22 protein-coding genes are annotated in these 23,290 nt (G+C 43.0%); all 22 read right to left on the bottom strand.

The genetic code is table 11. The features are described 5' to 3' along the window. Window positions 1–19: 19 nt before the first annotated feature. Window positions 20–1,072 carry a pseudaminic acid synthase gene (pseI, locus tag NST47_RS00535; protein ID WP_341153497.1) on the bottom strand — a complete coding sequence of 351 codons (1,053 nt, stop codon included), beginning with the start codon at window positions 1,070–1,072 and terminating at the stop codon, window positions 20–22. Continuing rightward, window positions 1,069–1,596 (bottom strand): UDP-4-amino-4,6-dideoxy-N-acetyl-beta-L-altrosamine N-acetyltransferase, encoded by a 528-nt coding sequence (pseH, locus tag NST47_RS00540; protein WP_341153498.1) that lies wholly within the window; start codon window positions 1,594–1,596, stop codon window positions 1,069–1,071. The genes pseI and pseH overlap by 4 nt, the downstream gene beginning before the upstream one ends. Continuing rightward, window positions 1,593–2,678 (bottom strand): UDP-2,4-diacetamido-2,4,6-trideoxy-beta-L-altropyranose hydrolase, encoded by a 1,086-nt coding sequence (gene pseG / locus NST47_RS00545; RefSeq protein WP_341153499.1) that lies wholly within the window; start codon window positions 2,676–2,678, stop codon window positions 1,593–1,595. The genes pseH and pseG overlap by 4 nt, the downstream gene beginning before the upstream one ends. 57 nt (window positions 2,679–2,735) lie before the next feature. Further along, window positions 2,736–3,458: a glycosyltransferase family protein gene (locus tag NST47_RS00550; protein WP_341153500.1), complete on the bottom strand. Its 723-nt coding sequence runs from the start codon at window positions 3,456–3,458 to the stop codon at window positions 2,736–2,738. Between the two features lie 10 nt (window positions 3,459–3,468). Continuing rightward, complete coding sequence (locus NST47_RS00555; protein ID WP_341159573.1) at window positions 3,469–4,494, bottom strand: UDP-N-acetylglucosamine 4,6-dehydratase family protein; 1,026 nt, start codon at window positions 4,492–4,494, stop codon at window positions 3,469–3,471. Between the two features lie 21 nt (window positions 4,495–4,515). After that, window positions 4,516–5,256, bottom strand: a complete 741-nt coding sequence (locus NST47_RS00560) for a glycosyltransferase family protein (protein WP_341153501.1) — start codon at window positions 5,254–5,256, stop codon at window positions 4,516–4,518. Beyond that, on the bottom strand, window positions 5,243–6,058 hold the full coding sequence (locus NST47_RS00565; protein ID WP_341153502.1) for a hypothetical protein: 816 nt from the start codon (window positions 6,056–6,058) through the stop codon (window positions 5,243–5,245). Before NST47_RS00565 ends, NST47_RS00560 begins: the two co-directional genes overlap by 14 nt. 175 nt (window positions 6,059–6,233) lie before the next feature. Next, on the bottom strand, window positions 6,234–7,532 hold the full coding sequence (locus NST47_RS00570; RefSeq protein ID WP_341153503.1) for a DegT/DnrJ/EryC1/StrS family aminotransferase: 1,299 nt from the start codon (window positions 7,530–7,532) through the stop codon (window positions 6,234–6,236). A gap of 2 nt (window positions 7,533–7,534) precedes the next feature. Continuing rightward, window positions 7,535–8,311 carry a glycosyl amidation-associated protein WbuZ gene (gene wbuZ / locus NST47_RS00575; protein WP_341153504.1) on the bottom strand — a complete coding sequence of 259 codons (777 nt, stop codon included), beginning with the start codon at window positions 8,309–8,311 and terminating at the stop codon, window positions 7,535–7,537. A 12-nt stretch (window positions 8,312–8,323) separates the two neighbouring features. Further along, a complete protein-coding gene (hisH, locus tag NST47_RS00580; RefSeq protein WP_341153505.1) occupies window positions 8,324–8,938 on the bottom strand; it encodes an imidazole glycerol phosphate synthase subunit HisH in 615 nt (204 codons plus the stop codon). Continuing rightward, window positions 8,935–10,086: an N-acetyl sugar amidotransferase gene (locus NST47_RS00585; protein WP_341153506.1), complete on the bottom strand. Its 1,152-nt coding sequence runs from the start codon at window positions 10,084–10,086 to the stop codon at window positions 8,935–8,937. The genes hisH and NST47_RS00585 overlap by 4 nt, the downstream gene beginning before the upstream one ends. Window positions 10,087–10,102: 16 nt before the next feature. Beyond that, window positions 10,103–11,098, bottom strand: coding sequence for a Gfo/Idh/MocA family protein (locus tag NST47_RS00590; RefSeq protein WP_341159574.1), 996 nt, complete (start codon window positions 11,096–11,098; stop codon window positions 10,103–10,105). Window positions 11,099–11,130: 32 nt separating this feature from the next. Continuing rightward, entirely contained in the window at window positions 11,131–11,838 is a 708-nt protein-coding gene (locus tag NST47_RS00595) for an acyltransferase (protein ID WP_341153507.1), read from the bottom strand. 4 nt (window positions 11,839–11,842) lie between these two features. Continuing rightward, window positions 11,843–12,475: a pseudaminic acid biosynthesis-associated methylase gene (locus NST47_RS00600; RefSeq protein ID WP_341153508.1), complete on the bottom strand. Its 633-nt coding sequence runs from the start codon at window positions 12,473–12,475 to the stop codon at window positions 11,843–11,845. Beyond that, window positions 12,456–14,384: a motility associated factor glycosyltransferase family protein gene (locus NST47_RS00605; protein WP_341153509.1), complete on the bottom strand. Its 1,929-nt coding sequence runs from the start codon at window positions 14,382–14,384 to the stop codon at window positions 12,456–12,458. Before NST47_RS00605 ends, NST47_RS00600 begins: the two co-directional genes overlap by 20 nt. Further along, the gene (locus NST47_RS00610; RefSeq protein ID WP_341153510.1) at window positions 14,368–14,973 is read right to left on the bottom strand and encodes a hypothetical protein; all 606 of its coding nucleotides are present in this window, start codon (window positions 14,971–14,973) and stop codon (window positions 14,368–14,370) included. Before NST47_RS00610 ends, NST47_RS00605 begins: the two co-directional genes overlap by 17 nt. A gap of 119 nt (window positions 14,974–15,092) precedes the next feature. After that, window positions 15,093–17,960 (bottom strand): flagellin N-terminal helical domain-containing protein, encoded by a 2,868-nt coding sequence (locus NST47_RS00615; RefSeq protein ID WP_341153511.1) that lies wholly within the window; start codon window positions 17,958–17,960, stop codon window positions 15,093–15,095. 155 nt (window positions 17,961–18,115) lie between these two features. Further along, window positions 18,116–20,950 carry a flagellin N-terminal helical domain-containing protein gene (locus NST47_RS00620; RefSeq protein WP_341153512.1) on the bottom strand — a complete coding sequence of 945 codons (2,835 nt, stop codon included), beginning with the start codon at window positions 20,948–20,950 and terminating at the stop codon, window positions 18,116–18,118. A gap of 106 nt (window positions 20,951–21,056) precedes the next feature. Continuing rightward, a complete protein-coding gene (gene csrA / locus NST47_RS00625) occupies window positions 21,057–21,287 on the bottom strand; it encodes a carbon storage regulator CsrA (protein WP_341153513.1) in 231 nt (76 codons plus the stop codon). Next, on the bottom strand, window positions 21,287–21,742 hold the full coding sequence (gene fliW, locus NST47_RS00630) for a flagellar assembly protein FliW (RefSeq protein WP_341153514.1): 456 nt from the start codon (window positions 21,740–21,742) through the stop codon (window positions 21,287–21,289). The genes csrA and fliW overlap by 1 nt, the downstream gene beginning before the upstream one ends. 45 nt (window positions 21,743–21,787) lie before the next feature. Beyond that, window positions 21,788–22,357 (bottom strand): DUF6470 family protein, encoded by a 570-nt coding sequence (locus tag NST47_RS00635; protein WP_341153515.1) that lies wholly within the window; start codon window positions 22,355–22,357, stop codon window positions 21,788–21,790. 21 nt (window positions 22,358–22,378) lie between these two features. Continuing rightward, on the bottom strand, window positions 22,379–23,272 hold the full coding sequence (gene flgL / locus NST47_RS00640) for a flagellar hook-associated protein FlgL (protein WP_341153516.1): 894 nt from the start codon (window positions 23,270–23,272) through the stop codon (window positions 22,379–22,381). Between the last annotated feature and the right edge of the window lie 18 nt (window positions 23,273–23,290).

Genomic DNA, 23,290 nt, shown 5'->3' on the forward strand with positions numbered 1-23,290 from the left:
GGCCAATATCCCCTTTAAATTACAATAGTAAATCCCATGAAAGTGGTGTACCTTTTTTGACATCAACCTTAACTGGTTTTCCTAGAAGCTCCGTCAAATGTTTAGGAGGCAGCCCAAATCCTGGACGTATAGCACGAAGATTGTCCGGTGTGAGTAGTTCACCAGCTCGTATATCCTTGGCTATATACAACGAACGCCGAAATTGCAGCGAAGGCTTCTCGCGTTCGGAAGGTCCATAGCTGATCGCACCTAGGGCTTGCCAAGCTCGCTCCGATTCGATAACAAGCGAATTCAACTCCTCTGGCTCCAGTGAGAAGGTTGAATCCACACCTCCGTCTGCTCGTCTTAAAGTGAAATGCTTCTCAATTACAGTAGCTCCAAGAGCAACAGCTGCGACGGAAGCACCTACACCCATTGTATGATCAGATAAACCGACTTCACAATGAAATAGCTGACGTAAATGAGGAATCGTCGCCAGATTGGAATACTCCGGAGTTGCTGGGTAGGTGCTTGTACATTTCAAGAGCACGAGGTCCTTACACCCTGCTTCACGTGCAGCCCGTACTGTTTCATCCAATTCCGCAACAGTTGCCATCCCGGTAGAAATGATCATCGGTTTGCCAGTAGCTGCGACCTTACGAATGAGCGGAATATCCGTGTTCTCAAAGGAAGCAATTTTATATAAAGGCACATCCAACTGCTCCAGGAAATCAATAGCGGTCTCGTCGAACGGTGTACTGAACCCGATCATTCCAAGCTCGGTGCACCTATCAAAAATAGGCTTATGCCATTCCCACGGTGTATAAGCCTCCTGATAAAGCTTGTGAAGTGACGTCCCTGTCCATAAAGAAATAGGATCTGTAATCGAAAATTCGTTGCCCTCGACATCAAGTGTCATCGTATCCGCCGTATATGTCTGCAGTTTCAAGGCATGAGCACCAGACTTGGCCGCTGCCTCGACAATCAACAAGGCTCGTTCTAGAGACTGGTTGTGGTTGCCTGACATTTCAGCTATTATAAAAGGTTTGTGCTGCAGACCAATATGAGTGTTGCCTACTTTAAATGATTTCATTTAAGATTCCTCTCCTCGAATTGATCCCGAAATAGTGCGAAACAACGTATATCATGCCATTGTTCACCCTTGAAGATATGACTATGAAACAATCCTTCTTGAGCAAATCCCAGTTTAAGATGAAATCGAATACTCACTTCATTACTATCAAACACTTCTGCGTTTATTTTGTCAATCGGATACTGCGCAAATGCATACTGCAATGCCAAGCTTCCCATTATGTATCCTGTCCCTGGTGGCAGCCCTTCAGGTCCCAGATAAAATCCCCATGTACAACGGCGATGCTCTGGCACAATTTGGGTAAAATTAACTATCCCAACGGACCTGCCTTCGCTTGTATATACTAGAGTCTTCCTGTCACTCGCGGTTTGTAGCCTTGTAAACCATTGAAGATGCTCTTCCCAAGTAATGATATGATCAGTATACATCCATTGACGAATTCGCTCAGCATTTCTCCACTCCAATACAATTGGGAGATCCTCCATCTCAATAGGGCGAACACAGGAACTTGCTCCAACTGTCATGGGATCTTGCCCCCTTTCAGGAATTCGATTATCGGCGAAACATCACTTTCCTTAACTAAGGGCATATGTACCAGAGCGCTCCTACTCATTACCAGTGATTCCCTAGGATCATCAAGTTGGGTCTTCACCCAGGAACGAATTCCATCTGCTGTAACATTTACGCTATTTCCTAACGACCAGCAGAGCTGATGTTTGGCAGCCTCTTCGGTCATTGTTAACTGGTTGTCGGCTACCACAATGACTGCACAAGGCAGCCCTAAGTACAATCGCTCCCATGTTGAGGAGCCTCCGGCACCGATAGCCAAGTCCGATTGAGCCATAAACGATGACATCCGGTCAGTGAATCGATGTACTTTAATATGAGCAGTTGCCTGCGCTTGTGATATTAGCCATTCCGTATCCGGATTAAGGGCACCCGCGATCAAATCCACTTGGAAATCAGGATTGGACCATTCCCTTAAAGCACATAAAGCCTTTCTCGACTCTCCGGTTGGATCACTTCCACCAAACGAAATCAAGATGCGGCGTATTGGACCTGTTCGATTACGAAGCTGAACACGTTCTTTGTAAAACTCTTCTCTGAGCAGTGCGTAACTGGGTCCAAGAAACAGCTTGCTGCCATTAGGAATCAAATCTATATAGCGAGACTCCATATTCGGTTGCAGATTTTGATCCAGCAGCCCAGTGCAATCGTGCTTTCTATTGGCTAAATCATCAATAATGAACAAGTTGCCTATCTGTTTCCGTATAGGAGCCTCCCATGTATAGTCGATGCCATAATGGTCCACAATTAGCCAATCGGGTGATGTGTGATTTGCCAGATACTCCAACATTTCGTGTGGAGTCTCAATCCTATTATCGGCTAATGGGGGGAGGGAATGAAGTTGAAATCCTTCCTTAACAATAAAAGAAAACAGATTTCCCACTGTCTGCCTACAAAAAAAATGGACATCGGCTCCATGTGCCCGACATTGTTTGGCTAAAGTCAAACAACGCATTACATGGCCGCTGCCCGTCTGTATAGAAGCATCTGCACGAAACCATATCATCTTCCCTTTTAGTACCTGAGCCCGCTGTTCCACTAGCTGTCACCTGCTTTATTTATTTCTTTCATATTTCATCAATTCCCGTAATTTACCTTACTTCTTTTGTTCTACATGCTCATTCCATGTCGATATTTCGGGATGAGCGTTGACATAGTGCAATGCATCCAGCCAACCAAAAAGTGGTTTCAGTGGATGTAGCCCGTCGTATATAGCACGAATGACTCGCCAATCTTCTTCCGTATCCAACGTCCAGCGATGAACCGAGAAATCCTGTTCATGGCATACATGTTCTATATGATATTGTTCGGGGTGCTGATATATATAAGGAGTCACATGCTCTCGTTGGAGTATTGAATCTGCAAGCTCATTGGATTCCTTCAACGCCCGCATCGTAAATACCTCAACATCAAGCCCACGTGGATATGTACGCTTATGTGTATTCGAAGTGTAGTCTGCCCCACTTAATAAGTGCGCTGCGATAATGTCTTCAACCACTCGCGGATCCATCAAGGGACAATCCGATGTAATACGTACGATATGATCTGCCTGTGCTTGAACGGCAGCCTCATAGTAACGAGACAGAACATCGCTCTCGCTACCACGACTAGTCAAAGCATCATACTTCAATGCTTCAGCAGCAATGATATTGTCGGCAACGAGGTCAGACGTGGCCACGTAAACAGCGGTTGCATTAATAACCGCGCTCGCTCTTTGGATCACATGAGATAATACCGACTGCTCCTGCAGAGGAAGCATTACTTTACCTGGCAACCTTGTAGAGCCCATGCGGGCTTGAATAATGATTACTATGTTCATAGTTAATCCCCTATTCATAAGAATCCAATAACTGATGACTAGTAAGCAATGTCTCAAGATCCTGTTTGGAGATTGGCTTAGTAGAGTGCGAAGAATAAGTATGCCTTTCAGCTGGCCTAGCATCTTCATACTGAGGCACGAAATCAAGGAAAGTGTTAGGAATCACGAACATATCCCTCAATTCAATTGCATTGGCAGACTCATCATCTGTCATCAGCTCTTCATACATTTTCTCTCCGGGCCGTAAACCGATCTCTTTAATAGCAATCGACTCCGGGTCTATCTGCAATTTGCGACTGGAGTGTGCAATGATAACATCTGCTAATTCACGAAGACGAATTATCGGCATTTTGAGCACGAATATTTCACCGCCCTGCGCCTGCTGAAGTGACTGAATAGTTAAATCCGTAGCTTGCCTAAGGGTCATCATGAAACGGCTCATCGCCATGTCCGTAACCGTAATTTCACGTTTATTCATAATTTGCCACTGGAATAGCGGAATAACCGACCCACGCGAACCCATCACGTTGCCAAAGCGAACCCCACAGAAAACCGTCGACTTGGGTCCAGTTTGAAATTGGGCAGAAGCAATCAATCTTTCAGCCATCAGTTTGGATGCACCATAAGTATTGGTAGGGGCTATTGCCTTATCTGTACTTGTGAACACAACCTTCTTCACACCCGCGTTAAGCGATGCTTGAATGACGTTCTGAGTTCCAATAATGTTGGTTTGTACCGCTTCGAACGGATTATATTCACATGAAGGCACGTGCTTCATAGCTGCGGTATGAAACACATAGTCGATACCTTGCATCGCCCTCTCCACACGAATCGGGTCTCGAATGTCACCAATTAAATATCTAATATTTTGATAGCCGGACATACGCTGTTGGAGTTCAAATTGCTTGTGTTCGTCTCTGCTGAATATACGTACTACTGCTGGATTGTCCAACAAAATCGTTCGAAGCAAGCTCGAACCAATCGTTCCCGTACCTCCAATTAGCAATACTTTTTTATCTGTAAAAAAGCCTTTCATCATGTATCCCCCTCTCTCTGATTACCTGACTTTTTTTTGTGTAATATGTTGGTTTACTTTGGTTAATTGGCGATTATTATCTAGATATCGAATAATATCATAAAGTGTAAAATTCGGATTTGCCGGATACAGCTGTTCAAACACCTGCTTGATCAGTTCATAATCATCTCGTGTATCCAAAGTTAATCTATACTCAGGATGTCTTAAAAAATATGGCGCTTCCACATTAGATAACCGGTAAACCTCAGGGTGCTCGTACATATAAAGCGAAACATGCTCGCGGTCAGCAGGGTCATTCGTAATCGTAGCTATTTCCGCTAATGTGGTTGTTCTAAAAACTTCTACACTGAAACCAAGCGGATAAGTCCTAACAAGATGATTACCAACATAATCCAAATAAGGATTTTCTAGCATTCTAGCAATCGCTGTGTCTATTGTTTCCGCGTCAATTAAAGGACAATCACTAGTAACCTGCACGATGAAGTCCGTATCTGTTGCTTGCGCCGCCTGAACCGTTCTAAGCAGAACATCCTCTTCGCTTCCCCTGAAGTATTCAACCTCTTGCTCCACTGCAGTCGCTACTACCTTATCATCTTGTATATTCGTTGTTGTAGCGATAACTATATTATGAATATACTTGGACTGCTTGAGGCGTTCGATCAGACAAACCAGCGCAGGTCTTCCTCCAAGCTCCATTAAAATTTTGCCCGGCAATCGAGATGAAGTCATTCTAGCTGCAACAATGACATTAACTTTGCCCATTACGATTCACGTCCTCTATAAATAAAGCAACTCTTTCCGCTGATTGTCCATCGAACCACAGATAAGCTTTATTATGGATTTGTATGTCAGTTTCCTTGTTATCCAATAATAACGGTAATGTTTGCAAATAAGCTATCAACTGCGAATAGGTACTAATCAACGGTGTTAAACCCAGCTTGGTAGTTATGCATACGTCTGGAATTTGTAGCTGCGGCTGATAGCTTACTGCACGGACTCCCATGATAACTGCATGTAGAAGAGCCATGGAATTCATACCAATAACCAAATCATACTGAGGCATTAGTTCAATCAGGTCACCTGTAACCGATATCGATCCATATTGCTCTTTAAAGGATGAGTTGTCTTTAGGATGAAACTTTACATCCAGTTGAATAGGAACCTGCTCACATGCACGAAGCAAATCCTGTAGCACGGATTGTTCGGTATACCCCCATGAATCTCCATATAGTTGAGATAAGGGTTGAGATAAAAATAATAGCTTGGGCACATCGCTGATCGGCTTGCTCTGTAGAGACCGATAGCCTACGTAACGGTCCAAGCCTGGATGGCCAAGAACACGAATCACCGACTGTGGCACACCCGCCAACACCGCTTCATTCTTGGCGAGCTCGTCCATTACTACATAGTGATCTGGACAAATTGAAGTACAAGAAGGATCTGCTGTCCTCATGGTGTAATTACTCCAGTAATCCAATATGGCCACCGTTGGAATATGGAAGTCCTGACATAAGCGGATTGCCCGGGGCTCCAGATCGGTTCCCCAGCTCCTACCCGTCACCAAGACACTTATGGTCCCTGCTCGCAAATATGCATGTAGTTCTGCTAAAAAATCGTGTTCAGAAGCTGCATACTGTGGATTTAAGGAAGCTGCAGGCCCCACACAGTAATATTTAGCAGTATGATTCCTATCAAACAATTTTGTATAAACAGGATTTGTTACATCATAACTACCAGGGTCATGCGCTAGAAACACCATGAGTTTCGTATTCATGGAGGCGGCCTCTTTCTGACCTTATTTTCTCGATAGCTTCCAACACGTCGTCGATATCGGTTTCAGTATATGGAAGCCTACATACATCGGCAACGATCATTTTTTCCTCGTACATCAGTTCTGTAACCGGACAAATTCCCTTAACATACTGCTGAATCGGATTGTCGATTAACGAGAAAGGAATTTGGGTTTGATTGTATACCCTTTTGTGCTGGTACATAGGCAGCCAATAGATCGGTTTCACATATCCAGTACCCATTGGAAAACCCTCTGCTTTTAACGCTTGTACAAAAGTATCCCGAGAAATGCCCCATGCTTCCTTACTATATTGAATAGGATACACATAATACGAGTGCTCGTAGCCTTCTGGAATCGTCACACCTTTTAATCCGTCAATCTGTTTTAATCCAGCTGTAAGTCTCTCAGCCAAAGCCCGCCTTTGCAGCAGGAAAGGATCGAGCTTCTTAAGCTGTTCGATACCGATTGCGGCATGCAGCTCCGTCATCCGATAGTTGGAGCCTAGTACCACGGTTTCGTGGTCATTTAAGTCATCGACTACAGCTTCTCCATGGTTGCGGATAAGCTGGCATTTGTGTGCCAAGTCTGGATTATCTGTTAGAAGAATACCGCCTTCGCCACTGTGAATAACCTTGTGGTAATTCAGGCTGATGATTCCAATATCGCCAATCGTTCCAGCTTGCTTGCCATTGATGGACGCCCCCGGAGACTGTGCATTGTCTTCAATGACATAAAGTCCGTGCTTCCTGGCAATAACCATAATCTCATTCAGTGCCGCTGGCAAACCAAAAATATTGGCTACAATAATCGCGCGGGTTCTCGAAGTTATCCATTTCTCAATTTGGCACGGGTCCAAATTATACGTCTCAGGATCGATGTCTACAAATACAGGTACTGCATTGTTCATAACAATTACGGTAGCCGAGGCAACCATCGAATACGGGGTTACCAATACTTCATCGCCAGGGCCGATCCCACAAGCAGCAACAGCAGTATGAAGTGCAGTCGTCGCAGAGTTAACGGATATTGCAAATCGGGAACCGAACTTCTGCGAAAAATCGCGTTCTATCTCAAGAACCTTAGGACCTCCCAGAAATCTGTCTCCGGCACGACCGTAATAGGCTGATATACAACCAGAATTCATGACCTCAACAACTGCTGCGGTCTCTTCTGGCCCCATAGTATTCACCCATGGGAGAGCTTCTTTCCTGACGGGCTGACCGCCTAGTAGAGCTAATCGACTCATCTTCAGCACTTCCTTACATTTGAATTCCTGACAGGTATTCCGTGTTTGGCCATATAAGTTTTGGAAGCCCGTGGAGTCTGCTCGGTAAAGTGAAATATACTTGCAGCTGCAACGGCTGCTGCCTTACCATCTTGAACTGCCTCTACAAAGTCATCGTAGCTGCCTGCTCCTCCCGAAGCAATTACTGGAACCTTTACATTTTTTGTTATTAATTGAATGAGCTCTATGTCATATCCCTCCATAGTACCATCTTTATCGATGGAGGTGAGCAAAATTTCCCCTACTCCCAAACTCTCTAACCTTTGAGCCCATTCAACGATACCAAGTCCGGTAGGTACGGTGCCGTTATGGCTATAACATTCATAAGAACCATCAGCATGTTTTTTCACATCAATACTTCCAACCACACATTGCGAACCAAAGGCTTGGGAAATTTCGGTTATCAGCCCAGGGTTCAAATAAGCTGCTGTGTTAATACTTACTTTATCGGCTCCTGATCGAAGAAGCCCTTTTACATGCTTGATATCGGTTATCCCTCCACCCACTGTTAGAGGAACAAAACAGTTTGACGAGAAGTCCGTAATGGAATCATAGTCAGGCTCTCTTTGCTCTTGGGTAGCAGTAATATCGACTAATATTAATTCATCTACTTCTCTAGTGTTATACACAGTAATAGCAGGAAGTACGGTACCCACTCTTCTCCAGCTATTGAAAGCCACACCTTTAACAAGACCTACGTTCTTCCACAATAATGTCGGTATAACTCGAACTTTAAGCAAGTGGTTCTCTCCTTATAAGCCAAGAAAATTTCGGATGATCTTAAATCCACTTTGTTGACTCTTCTCAGGATGAAACTGGACACCATAAATATTATTTTTTCTTACCATAGATACAAAATTCCCACAGTAAGGCGTAGTCGCAATAATATCACTATCGTTCTCAGGGATAAAATGGTAGCTATGAACAAAGTAAAAATCCGAACCATCTGGAAGGTCATTAAAGATCGGGTCATGTTGAACAAATGACAACTCATTCCACCCAACGTGTGGAATTCTATCATTCTCATCCAGAGGTTGTAGCCGCTCGACCTTGCCGGGAATCAAGTTCAATCCTTCAGTTTGGCTACCTTCAAAACCAACAGTAGCCAGCAGCTGCATGCCAAGACAAATTCCCAATATTTCGCAAGACGCATTCTGCAAAGCAGCTAGAATCGCTTGATCCAAACCTCTTGATCGTAGCTCAGCCATCCCATCTGGAAATGCACCCACTCCGGGCAAAACAAGGCGTCCTGCTGCCTCCACAACCGATAGATCGCTGCTGATTGTTACATCTGCTCCGCATTCTTCCAAAGCACGCTTTACTGAAATCAAATTGCCCATTCCGTAATCTATGATGACAACATTCATTCGTTATCATACCTTACTTTAGTCAAATTACCGTGGCGATCCTTGATCAAATTCCCTTGTTGATCCCTGAGAAACAATTTTTTATTGGTAAATCGGTCACAAATTTTAATAAATTCATCCACACTCATATTTAAAGGTTCAAGGATTTGTTCTAATGGCTTGCCAAGATAAGTCCAAGGGAAATTCCCATCATGCATTCTTACTATATCAATGGCGTCTTTTCTAGTCATTCTCCCTCTACGAACATGTAAACTTGCAATATCCGAAGCACGACCAAAACCAAATTTTAAGAACTTGAAATAATCATGAATTCCCGTATGGTGATTATCTAAATTTTCATAATTTACAATAGAGCCTTCAACAGTTGTTGGATATGAAGTGAACCCATGTGCTTGGGCCAGCAAAGCATTCGAATAGCCATCCCAAGGAATATAATAGCCCAGAAAGATACCAGTTACTCCAACTCGTTGCAGCTCTGAATCGGAAGGATAGGTGTAAGCAATCAAATGTTTTTCTTCAACACCTTCCAGGCCAACCAAATCGGAGGTCCTCAGCCCCAGCAATCCACCGAATTCCTCAAGCCATCTTCGGTTTAATACATTGTTTTCACTGGCCGCTGCCGGCCCACCGTATTCATCCTGAGAATTTTCTCCCCAGACAATCAAAGGGACATTATATTGAACTGCAGCTCTAACGGGAATGGTAAATATCCCGACATGCTCAGGCCAAGATATATCACCCACTTGCTGTAGGCCGATTCTATTTAATTTACTACGAAGAATAGGGTTTGGCGAGAACTCGACATAATCGACCCCCAATCTTTTAATATTCTCAATATTTTTTCTGCCAATATCGGATAAATCGCAGGTTGTAGATGTCACGCACAGTGGGTTCATTCCCAGTTGGAGCATGCGGATGACTTGATAAGTGCTGTCTTTTCCACCGCTAACAGGAATTATGCAATCCCAGTTGCTGCCATCCTTTGAACGATAACGCTCTAAAATCTGGCCTAGCTGTACACTGCGATCTTCCCAATCGACTTGCTTCCTATCCTCGTAGCTTCGGCAAGCATTACATACCCCTTCTTCATCTATTAGAAGATCTGGCTTTGTATCGGGCATCACACATCTTACACAATAGGTTATCATATTAAGTCTCCCGTTCTCATTGCAGACTATTTACAGATACTTCTTGATTAGCCGAATCCGCTGATTGTATGATGGATTGCGCTACATTTATCGGATATATACCGTCCTTTAATGTACACATGGGTTTTCTCTCAAGCTTCATAATTTCTATTAGGTGCTTCACCGCATTGGCCATATTAGATTCTGACAGTAAGTGATCAAATCTCTCGATTTCATACAAATGCGAGAATCCGGTAAACAATGGATGCTGATCTGTTCCGAAAACCGTGATCGAGTCACCACTCATTCGGAATTCTATTTTCCCACATTCAAAATAAAGGTCAATCTCAAACATGTAATAGTGCTGATCATTAAACCCTTCCACATGACCTTGGACATTCTGGTCCGTGTTAAATATGAAGCTGTAAGTCGGATCGTGATCCAAATCGGCGGAGGTATTAACCTGGTGGATAACTTTGACCCATTCCATATTCCCTGCGAATAGCTTCAGTAAATCAAAAAGGTGGGATCCTGTATTGTGGATACCCCTCGTATACCTTGCATGTACCTTTAGCAGTTGACCATAAGTTTTCTGTTGAATGTTGTGGCGTATAATATCCGTTCCCCGACTCCATCGTCGTGATAAATTAGGTACCAGCACGATTTTCCGATCGTACAATAGCGACTCTAATTCTTTGAATTCATTGAAGTCAGCAATGATAGGCTTCTCACAAAAAATAACTTTGGGATTCCCATACTTCAAAACCTCTTTAATGTTATCCAAATGATATTGGGGAGGCGTACATATACTAACCACATCAACAGGGGACTGCTCAAACAAAGCTTTCATACTTTGAGAAAACACTGCTTCGGGTACCATTTGATTCAAAAGCGTCTTTTGCTCAATTCTTGTATCGAATGCTGATACGTAACCAATATTTGCATTCATCGCATAAGCTATTACATGAGTTGAGGGCTTAACACGATTAGAATCAAGGTCATACATTAAACCAATATTTCCAAGACCTATCACCGCTGCATGGAACAATTCACTTAGTCCTCCATTTAATTCGTTCTGGATTTAATAGACTTAGAGGGAACTCCCACATTTATGGAGTACGCAGGCACGGATCGGTTAACGACGGCACCAGCTCCAATAACAGAGCCTTTACCAATAGTAACGTTCTTAAGTATCGTTACACCATTGGCAATCCACACATCATCTTCAATAACCGTTGTACCAACAATTCCCTCTTGCTGATTAATGGGGATGCTAGTATCTAAAAAGCCATGATCCTCATCATTCACGAAAACATTAGGTCCGAAGGTTACATCCTGTCCCACCTTAATGCCTCCATCCAGGATACAGCCTTGGGAAATGACACTTCGACTCCCGATGACTAAATCGGCGTTCTCCGGGGCTTTTAAAGTGGCACCCTTAACGATTCTCACATGGTCTTGAATATCGATCATGCGACCGCCTCGTATTTCGACAAATCGATCAATAGAACTATAATCTCCAATTCGAATATTGCCCTTTGGATAAGCATAGAGTTGGCAACCTTGTCCCAAAAAAACATGATCGCCTAACTTAATTTGCTTTCCATTGACGACATGAATCGGTCCAGGTGCATAGAAGTGTGACCCGACCTCTCTAAATCTTTTTTTATTCCACCACGTATACCAGTGTCCCTTTAAATATAAAAACCAGCGGTATATTTGATTGCCATTCGTTTCTGATTCGGCCGGGATATGAGTCCCATCGTTACGCACACAATCACCTTTTTTCCAAAAGGTACATTTGGTCTACATTATCGTTATATACATATTTGTACTTTTGCTCTTTGACCAGCTTCAAGTCCGGGTAACGATCTATAAAAAGTTGCGCGAAATTAGCCTTCCACATTTTATCGCTATTGCCGCGGTAAGGAATTTCCATATGCTGCTCTGCGAAATATTCAAATCCCCAAATATATTGCGACGACACACGATAAGTTTCATCAATGATTCTATTGATATCTTCTGGAGAAATATGAATAAGTACTCCACTGGTAAATGCTAGATCGAAATATCCATCTCTGAAGGGGATATCAAACCCTGATCCTTGAATGATATTAATCCCTTTAGAAAGTTCTTTTGCTTTCTCTACAGCATACGATTGTATTTCAATTCCATACAGATTGTTATAGCCGCCATACTGCAAACATCTAAGCTGGTTGCCTACATTACAGCCTACCTCTAATATTCTTTGTAGAGTAAGACCTTCCAGAAACTCCCGATTCATCGTCTCGCGATCGACACCATACTCATCTATATATAGTTGATTCGTTTCTTTGACCGTTAACGTGTTACGCTCTGTATAGTCTGCACCGAAATCGCTTTGCCAGAAATCAGTTTGCTTGGTTTGCATATTCAGCGTTCTCCTTTGGTTTCTCATCTGTAGTTGTTTTCTCATCATTGGTCATCAATATAATTTGTTGCAGCATAGTGAAAAAATCGTTAGTTTGAAGCAAATTATTTTGTACTTCCGTAATAAACTTGCCAAACACTTCAATCACTTTTTCCGCACGCTTGACAGGGTCACCGATTTTGCGAATTGGAATGATCTCTTTGTTCAACATCTCGTGCTGAATTCTCAGCATAGATTTTGTGTAAATCTGATAAAATCCATTTTTAGTCAAATCCTTAAACGCTTGATCTAATTTTGCGAATTCCTTCTGGCATTGCTTAGGTTCGTTATATTGAACCAATGTATCCATTTTCCGTAACACTTTAATAAGGGCATCAATCTGATCCGGCATTTTCTTGTGCTCTTCTTGTATTGCCTTTGCTTTCTCGTGCATGTATTCATAATTATACTTGGTCTTACCACCTTCATACCAATCAGGCACTACTACTTCTTCAGTTAAAAGTTCAGACATAATATCTTCAAGAAAACGAAATGTCGTACCCTGAATTTTGGCTCCGCCTTTAGTACTGTTATATACAGTTACATCTTTAAAGTTAGTTAGGTAACCCTCCATTTGCCTTCGACCATAATTATGACCTTCCATAGTCTCTACTTGGCCACCGTCCACGCTCTCAGTGAACACCATTCTAGATTTATCGTTATCACTCAGCTTACTAGGACGAAATACGTGCTCAATGCCGGAAGCATAGTATTGCTCGTTCTTAAACGCAAAGTTTTGACCTACCAAAATAATAGGGTCACAGCCCAGCTTGTACAGCAGTTCCAGGGTTAGTACGGCAATAGAAGGAGCATCTGAAACCACTTCTTGATTGATATTAATTTCCTCCCCCAAATAATAAGGAGCAATAGGGTCCTGATTTGTAATCATATGAAGCAAGGGACCCGTATACAGCTGCGTTGTCTTAAAACCAACGCTTGTGCCGAAGATTAGCGGAATATCAGATATCCGGTTATTAATTATATCCTCGAATACCATAACGTTAAAGGTAACCGGGTCATAAGAAGTGACCGCATGCGGGTGTATACCGTTAGCCAACAATGCTTTAATCGCAGACCCTACGGAAAAAATGTAGGCTAAGCCATTATCCTTAATATAACGAATGTTTTCAATTTCTTCCTCCAAGGAAGGTCCCGCCGCTACCAGCAATACGGGTTTTTTACGAAATAATGTTTTCTTGTCTCTAATTACATTAGGAGTCTCTAGCACCTTGATAAAGTTGTACATACTATTTAAAGTCCATAATTTTTCGAATTCGTTAGTTGTCGCCAGTTGCTCTTTCTTGCCGCCTACAGCAGCTCGAAAGGCATTGATAAAAGTCTGAGTCTTTTCCTTATGGTAACGTTCGTATACAGGATGAATAATCAATAATACTTTCGATTTAATCGTGTTAACGAACCCTTGCACCGATGCACTCGTAAAACCTGGTATAAATTCAACATACAAATCAAGCAATTTTTTAGACTCCAAAAATTCAAGATCTCTTGTGGAGAGGGCTTGGAAAAACAATTCTGTATCTGGTTCATATACAGAAAAATCCGTCTTAGGACATAATTTTGTAAAATAATCAATATGATAGCCAAGCCCGCATCCGTAGAACAACACATGGTCATATTCTGTCAATGAATCCTCATACTGACCAATCCATGATTGTGCCTCCTTATAAGGATCGTACTTACTGTTCAAGTAGAGTTCGGTATCGTCTTTCTTAAGCACAAAGGTTGGATCCCCTGACCTTGCATATTCCAGTCGTATATGCTCCAGTTGAAGCTTATCTTCAATAGCTTTATAGTACGTATAGATGTCCGAATAACGCTGCTTAATAACCTGTAAGTTATCGATTTTTATCATTTGCATTATCCTCCAGAATCAAAGTCTTGATGATTGCAGCGATGTCACTATAGATTTCCATCACCTCATACTCCAAAATATCGGCCAACAATACATAGTCTTTATTATTGACGGCTGTTTCCAGATCGGAAGCCATAGCTGAAAGCATATTCACTTGTGCGTTGATATCGTTAATCACGTTAGCGTGTTCTATATGTTGAGAAAGCAATGTCATGCTTTGAATCGTCCAAACCATACCTTCAAAGAAGCTTCCCAACTTCGTCCATGTATCCTCTGTAGGATTCGAGTTAAAGCCACTAGCTAGCTGCGGCAAGGCTTGTATGGAACCATTTAGATAAGAATACGTCGAAGTTGAAGTCTCGTACACAAGCTGCTCCAACGTTTGGGTCACAATTTCTACATGTTCAACCTGAAAAAAGTGCTCAGTAAGGTAAAGCCCAAAATCGTCATACAGCGTTTCTCCATTTACGATGATACCACTGCAATACAGCTTGTTATTGTTTAACTCCAGTTTAATAGCTTCTATGCATTGCTCTGCAGTAGAGTTTGAATCGAATTCCATGGTGCGTTCCAGTAGTCTGATTTGCATGTTAGGCCCTCCGAGAGATAGCGTTCTTACTACTATATCGGTTTGAACTGAGGATATAATTAGCGGTTAAAGCAAAAAAAGTCCCGGAATTATCCGGGACTTTTTTCCAATAGATCGAATTAACGAAGCAGTTGAAGCACGCCTTGCGGTTGTTGGTTCGCTTGAGCCAACATCGCTTGAGCAGCTTGGGACAAGATGTTGTTCTTGGTGAACTCCATCATTTCCTTAGCCATGTCTACATCACGGATACGCGATTCAGATGCAGTCAGGTTCTCGGAAGATGTACCCAAGTTATTGATCGTGTATTCTAAACGGTTTTGGATCGCACCAAGCTTGGAACGTTCGGAGGAAACAGATTCAAGCGCATTGTTTACAACGCTGATTGCAGATTGAGCGCCCGCTTGGGAACTAACATCAATGTTGCTAACTTTCAATGTGTCTGCATTCACGTTGTTGATATCAAGGCTAACGGTTTGTCCTTGGTTCGCCCCGATTTGCATAGTAAGTGAAGAATCGGTTGCAGCATCAGATGCTGTTTGCGTTGTGGTAAATTGTTCAAATGTACGGTTGAAATTACCAACAGCCGTTTGATTAGTAGACGATTGCTGAGCAGTTAATTTCAAGTTGCTTAGGTCGAATTTCTCTCCTGCTTTACCAGTAACATTAAACTTACCGTTTGCAATATCAAGAGAAATCGAAGCTCCGGCAAATGCATCCTGCGCACGGATCTTACCTAGCAAGTCACCGACAGTGGTATCAGCCGAAACCGTAAGCTTGGTTGTGAACTCTTTACCGTTCTGTGTACCAGCAAATGTAAGGACATTTCCCGATTGCAGATTCAAATTGTTACCGTCTTTGTCGATCAAATCAGTTAACTTGGTGTTAATTCCAAGTGTGTTGTCAATAGCGTCTGCTCCTGAAAGCGTAGTATTAGATACAGAAGAAGTCAGTTGACCAGATAAATTACCAAGAGCTTGAGTGTTCAAAGCTGCATTGAACAACAATCCAACACCACTGCCTGCTGCCGAGATGCTAAATTGTTTAGATTCAGCGGTTGCAGTCAGTTTCAGATACTCGTTCGAACCCGAAACGATAGTGTCCACACGAACTGCACCTGATCCAAACGCTTTGTCCAACTCGGTTTGGAAAGCATTAACGATAGCGTCTCGAGATGTAACTCCAGTTGCGGCTGCACTGTCAACCACACCCTTGTTACCCAATAAATTAATTGTTTGGGTTGAATTTCCAAGTACAACAGTAAATTTAAAATTGTCAGGAGAGTTGCTGCCACCACTCAAGTTAATTCCGCTTGCGATATTGACAGAGCCGGAAATGGCACCTCTCTCATTTCCATAACCAAGTGCCCCAAGAGCCGATTGATTCGAGGTAGTAGGATCTGAGACGATAACCGAAGAAGAAGAACCCGTCGACACGGAAGTGAATTTCAACTTGCCATCATCACCAACTGAGGCGACTGCCTTACCTTCTAAAGCAGAGTTACTACCGATTTGGTTATTAATTTCGTCAACGAGCGCCTGACGAGTAGCGTAAGTCTTAGCCGTAAGTGTAAGTGTTACATCAGCACCACCATCTACGGAGATACGGAACTGATCATTTACTCCACTTGCAATCATAATACCATCTTTTTGGCCGATTACCGAATTAGAACCGGATATCGTTGTAGCAGCACCAGATCCGATAATTCCACCTGAAACTGAGGCACCAGCAGCTACACCAAATAATTTATTAGCACCAGAACCGGCGCCTGAACTAATAAAGAACGTATTTGTTTTAATAGTTGTTGACAATTCCAATTTACCGTCATCATTTGAATCACCAATCGTCACCAAACCTTGACCAACCTTAGCATCCAATTGGGATTGATAATGTGCAATTACCTGATCTTTTGTGTAGATAGCACCGGAAGCCAGACCGCTAATTGTGTAAACACCCGAACCGATCTGTAAATCGAACTCTCCTGATATCCCACCACCCGCTGCACCGGAAACTTCAAAACCGTTCGACAGATCAACTGTACTTTCAATTTTTGTTTGAGTACCACGGAAACCCATTGCCGCAAGAGCTGAGTTCTGACCTGATCCAGTACCACCAGCACCACTTCCTGAGAGAAGCGTGAATGTTGATTGAACTCCAGCGGCAGCATTAGTGATTTGAAGCTTGTTTTCGGACGTAATCGTTACGTTAACTTGGTTATTTTCAATTTTAGTACCGCTACCGCTCAACGCAGTATTAACAGCATCTTCAATCGCCTTGGCAAATTCAGCCCGTGTGTAACCGGAGCCTGCGCTGGCTGCTATAGTCAAGCCTGAATGAGTTACTCCATTAATGCTAATAGAAAATCCATCGTTCACACCTGCCATAATTACTGTTTTTTCTGCAACTGCAGAAATACCAATTTCTGTATAACCTTTACCTGTTTGACCTGCAATAGCTCCACGAGTTGTGATCGTTTCGCCAGCGACTGTAGCTGCAGCAGTGGCTGCGATGTCTTGAACATCGAAGTTGGCAGTATTAGCTTTAGTACCTTGCAGAAGCTTGGTTGTAGTTAATGAACCATTCAATAATTTCTTTGTATTGAACTCTGTTGTATAAGCAACGCGGTCAATCTCAGACTTAAGTTGCTCAACTTCTTTTTGAAGTTGTTGACGGTCAGAGTCAGTGGAAGTATCATTCGCGGATTGTACGGACAATTCACGCATACGCTGCAAGATGTTGTGAGTAGTGCTCATTGCACCCTCAGCTGTTTGGATCAAAGAAATTGCATCTTGAGAATTACGGGAAGCTTGATCCAAACCACGGATTTGTCCACGCATTTTTTCAGAAATCGCCAAACCTGCAGCATCATCGCCAGCACGGTTAATACGGTAACCTGAGGACAATTTCTCCAAAGATTTGTTCGCGCCCGCTGTATTACCTGTTAATTGACGGTGCGTGTTCAATGCAGCTAGATTGTGATTAATTCTCATTGGTTTCACTCCTTGAAAGGTTTACCCACATCCATGTGGGGTTGTCTGACATCCGATCTGATCAGGTCGGCCGTTCCTGATCAGATAGCGCCTATACAGTATATCGAACTTTCTCTGCCAAATATTAATAGTAATTTTTAAATTTCCTGAATTTATTATTGTAGCAAGTACAATACATTCCTGCTCTGCAGATTTGCCTGAACCAGCATAGCTTGTGAAGCCTGAGATAAGATCGTATTTTTAGTGTATACCATCGTTTCCTTCGCCATATCGACATCCCGAATCCGGGATTCGGATGCTGTCAGGTTTTCCGAGAATACACTTAAATTATAGATCGTATTCTCAAGTCTGTTCTGAACGGCACCCAGCTTGGCCCGCTCATCAGATACACGATCCATTGCGTTATCGATAATCGAAAGCGAGGAAGAAGCATCCTTCTGCGAGCTGATGTTAATATTCCTAAGCTTTAGGGAGAATGTGTTCATGTTGCTTATGCTTAATGAATCGGAGATACCTTGATTGGCTCCGACCTGCAAGGTCAGAGAATTATCACTGGAGGCATCCTGTGCTTGTTGAATCACTTTAAAATCACCCATCGGGCGATTAAATTTACCGATCACTGTTGAATCAGTCTCAGACTTTTGGGCTGATAGCTTGAGATTACTTATATCGTAGCTGCTTCCCGCTTTTCCGGCGATCCGGATGTTTCCATTTAACAAATCGAGACCAATGGTTGCCCCTTCAAACGCTTTCACTGAGCGCATAATGGCCATTAAATCTCCGATGGTCGAATCCCTCTTAACCTGTAATGACGTGGAGAAGCTGGCACCATTCTGGCTTCCTTCAAAGGTGAGTATATTCCCGCTCTCAAGACCAAATGCATTCTCGTCCTGATCTCCAAGCGACGTTAACAGCGTATCCGTAGCTAAGAGTTTATGAATCGGGTCTTTTCCCGCTATCGATGTATTTGTGGGAGAACTGCTCAGTGTGCCGCTTAGACCTTGGCCAGAGGATAGTCCATTGTTGAAAAGAATCGACGCACCCGAATATCCTGCCACAGAGCTAATGCTGAATTGGGAAACAGACGTTATTGCCGAAACTCTTAACGACTCTTCGCTCCCACTTACAACTGTAGCCACATTTAAAGTATTGACACCAAATGCCTTGTCCAACTCAGCCTGAAGACTTTTTACAATCGCATCCCTTGTAGTCAAGCCACCATTAGCACCGCTAAAGACAATATCAGGTTGCTGTAACAAATCGATAATAACCGACTCGTTGCCAAGGGTTACAAGCATTTTATACTCGTTCTGATCGTGTAAAATACCGCTCAAGCTAAGACCGCTGGCGATATTAACATTGCCATTAATACTACCCGCTTTAGAACCGAGTCCCAACACTCCCAACGCACTCCGTTCTTTAGACAAAGGCTGAGCTATTCTTACACTCGATTCGTTACCTTTGAGTACCGAGGTGAATTCAAGCTCTCCGGCAGCATTCAATCTAGCAATGACCTTTCCATTAAGGGCCGTACTGCTACCTATATGGGAGTTAATTTCACTTACTAGATCTGCTTTACTGCTATGTAGTTTGTCGGTTAATGTTATGGTGACAAAATCGTCTCCATTTACGGATAAGCTGAACTGATCGTTCACACCAGAGGCAATCCGTATCCCATTATCGTATCCAAGAATTGTGTTGGTTCCAGATTGTATGTAGCTTTGTCCCGATTTGATGATGCCCCCTGAACTTATGGCTGAGCCAAAGATATTACTGATTCCCGAGCTAGTTCCTGACACAAAGAAATGAGAAGTGTTTACTGCACTCTTGAGCTCCAGCTTGCCATCTCCATTTACATCAGAAACTCGAACTATGTTTATACCCAGTTGAGTGTCTAACTGAGACTGTATGGACGAAATAAATTCATCCTTCGTGTATGTATATCCGCTCGCAAAGGAAAGCGTTGCTATTCCGTTTCCTGTAGCTCCACTATTCAACGATACAACAAACGACCCTGAGGAAGCGTTCGTGAAGGTAATACCATTGGTTAAAGAAATCGCTCCTTCTATCCCGTCCTGATATCCACGAAAGCCCATTGAACTCAAGGCTGAGGCACCCGTAGTCCCTGAGCCAATTGTTAACGAGGTCCAAGAACTTGCTTCCATTGTTGTGAACTTCAATCTATTCTCACTATCTACATCGACGCTAATTTGGTGGCCTTCCAGAAACACTCCTGAAGCCACTAGCACATTATTAATTGCTGCTTCTACTGCATTAGCGAACTCGCTCCTCGTGTAGCCGGAACCCGCACTGGCCGCAATTTGTCCTGAGTTATGTACAATTCCATTGACCGTGAAGGAGAACGTATCATTTACTCCATTAATTATACTGATACGATCTGATAGGGCATTGAACCCGGTTTCTGAATAACCTTGGCCTGCTATGCCTTGTACAGTTCCTCTTTCGATAAGTGCGTTACCAGCTGTAAGCGAACCTGCAGAGGCAGTGAAATCAGCTATTCGAAGCTGTGAAGAGGCAGCTTTTGTACCTTGAAGCTGGCTTGCCCCTTGAAAACTTCCATTAAGCAGCTTTTTCGAATTGAACTCCGTTGTATAGGCAATACGATCAATTTCTGTTTTTAACTGATCAATTTCCAACTGCAGCTTTCCCCGATCATCGTTGGTAAACGAATCATTAGAAGATTGAACTGCTAGTTCTCTCATTCGCTGAAGTATGCTATGTGTGGTACTCAGTGCCGCTTCCGCCGTCTGTATTAAGGATATTGAGTCCTGCGAGTTTCTAGCTGCTTGATCCAAACCACGTATCTGCCCACGCATTTTCTCAGATATAGCCAACCCAGCTGCGTCATCTCCTGCTCGATTAATACGCAATCCAGAAGACAATTTTTCGATTGATTTATGTGCCATCCACTGATTATCAGTTAATTGACGATGCGTATTCATAGCTGATAAATTGTGATTGATTCTCACAGGAAACACTCCTTATATCATAGTTCTCTGCAGAAAATTGTACCATAAATTGCTAGTCGACAAACAGATCTTAAGGCCCTATTAAGACAATTTCACACCTATATAGCTACTTCTGCTTTCCGTAGAGCTTATTAAGTCTTTCCATGTCAAGCATTTTAAAGGACGCTTCTCGATTATTCTGTTTAATCGCCTCATACACTTCCTTACGATTTACCTGAACATTCTTAGGCGCTTGAATACCCAACTTGACTACGTCACCCTCTACACCTAACACAACGACTTCAATCTGATCACCGATGATGATCGATTCACCTTTTTTTCTGGCGAGGACGAGCATTATGCGTCTCCCCCTTCCACCACTGACTGATGAATGGCGATCAGTTTATGTTTAATGGCATAATTTGTACCTTGCAGGATGAGTTGCTTAGCAAGACAGTCTCTGTTGTTTAATACAATGGGCGCAAGCAGATTGATCGTGGCGTCTTCCAAGCTATCACGAATTGATATGATATTCCATACCATAACGTCGGTTTCTTCCATAATCGCCAATTCTCGTTTAGTATCCTCAGATATTTCGAATTCATAGTCGGGGTAAAAAATAAATGGGCTTACCACTATAAAAGCAATCTCACCATCCTCAACGGATTGTAAGAAAGAAAAAGGTAATTCCAGATTGGGTTTAATAATTACGAATTGCTTCAGCTGTTCAAACCCTGGTAGCCCCTGCGGAAAAGAAATGATCTCCGTATCCTGGACCTCGATCTCTCCAAAACGTACCGTACCTACTTCCATTGATTGTTGTCCCTCCCAAAAATAAAAAACTATAGATGCTCTCATCTATAGTCTAGTATCAATCTGCGGTGGTGTAAACTCAATCTTCGCGTAACTCAGCATTTGGAAGTCGAATTTACCCCGATCATAGCTGACCTCTGGAGCATTCACTCTTGCCGTAATCTTGGCTCCGCCCTCCTGGACTTGAATATCAGGGTCGCCAGCCTGATAATGAATGTCCACATTGTCGTAGGAGGCCTCTCCTGGGAAATCCAGTTCTGGAAAGCTGACCCTGAAATCCTGGCCTATCTCTTTTATTGCATTTCCCCCCTCATGGATCGCCCACATCCGATTGCCATCCTCTACCCTTTTGGCTATACCCTGTAACCAAACATCACGCGCACCTGAATAAATGCGCAGCATAACCTCCGTGTTCTTAGCCAACCCCAAGGCATCCCATGCCTTCTTTTGATCGATCTCCAGCGTGCCTTTGGGTTGCTTGATATCCATTTGTGCCGGCACTTGCTCAATCTCCTGCGTTGGACGAGGCTGTTTGATTTGCTGCTGTCCCAGATCCGTATCTAGACTATAACTTGCATTTTCCGTCCGAATTTGAAGCTGAGGAATAGGAAACATTTCAATCGGCCTCCTTTATCATTACCTCAAGAAATCGACTAAGCTCGGTTGAATAATCTTGGCTCCAGTTGATAAGGACGCCTGATAAATATTTTCTGCAACCTTTAGATTCGTAATCACGCCAGCCATATCGGCGTCCTCCGTCTTGGATTGCAGGCTTTCTACGTTTAAGCTAATATCCTTCAATCTCTCGTCAGTAAGTTCAATTCGATTCATTTTGGCTCCGATATCGGCACGTACATCCAGAAATTTGTTCATTCGTGAATCGAAGTCCCCGATGGCCTTATTGATTGCCGTGAAGTCACCATCACCGAGTGCTTTTATAAAATCCTGCGTAATTTTAAACATATTGTCCGTATCGGTTTGCTCGCCAAACACACGATTACCTGGAACATTCACAGCTATTTTAACCCCAGCACCGATCTCGAAATCAATCAACCCTGTATCGGCTTGTTCGGTTACTGCATTTTCCAATGTGTAGGGTTTTAAATTGGTCAACTCACCGTTAAAAACATACTTGCCATTGAATTGACTGTTTCCGATATCCACCATTTGCTCATATAGCTGAGAGGATTCTGCCTTCATCGTATCTAGAGCTGCTTGTGGATTCGTTCCATTCGAAGCCTTAACTGCCATTTCACGAAGCTTCTGGACTACTTCTCCTGCCTGACCCATTACGGTATCTGTAAACGACATCCATGAGGTAGCCGAATTAGTATTAGACTGGAACTGTTCATTAGTAGATAACTCGCTGCGATAACGCATTGAGAAGCTGATGCCTACAGGATCATCGGATGGCTTGTTCAACCGCCGTCCTGTTGACAGCTGATTTTGCAAATTGTCCATACCTTTGAGATTATTATTTAAATTACGCAGGAATTGAGTACTCATCATCCCTTGGGTAACTCTTTGCATCTGAACATCTCCTTTCTT

It is taken from the genome of Paenibacillus sp. FSL H8-0034 (assembly GCF_038000305.1).
GTDB lineage: Bacteria > Bacillota > Bacilli > Paenibacillales > NBRC-103111 > Paenibacillus_S.